Annotated in this window: 1 protein-coding gene; it reads right to left on the bottom strand. The window is 51.7% G+C overall.

Annotated elements, in window-relative coordinates; translation table 11 throughout:
• Nucleotides 1–261: sugar-binding domain-containing protein (locus EOS_RS42850; protein ID WP_326972990.1), on the bottom strand; the 261-nt coding region annotated here is incomplete at both ends.

Below are 261 nucleotides of genomic sequence, written 5' to 3' on the forward strand. Positions count from 1 at the left end.
GCGCTGATGTCAAACTCTGCGGTCAGGCGACTGCCCTTGCTGAAACCCACATACTGACCGTTAACATAGACTTCAAAATAGGTTTCGACGCCGTCAAATTTAATCAGCGTCTGTTTACCCTGCCAGCCGTCGCTGAGGGTGAAAATACGTTGATAGGCACCGGTTGGGTTATCGCTGGGGACAAACGGCACATCGATGGGGAACGGAAAACCTTCGTCGGTATATTGCAGTTTGCCGTGACCTTCCATTTGCCACATGGCG

Source organism: Caballeronia mineralivorans PML1(12), from assembly GCF_001028175.1.
GTDB lineage: Bacteria > Pseudomonadota > Gammaproteobacteria > Burkholderiales > Burkholderiaceae > Caballeronia > Caballeronia mineralivorans.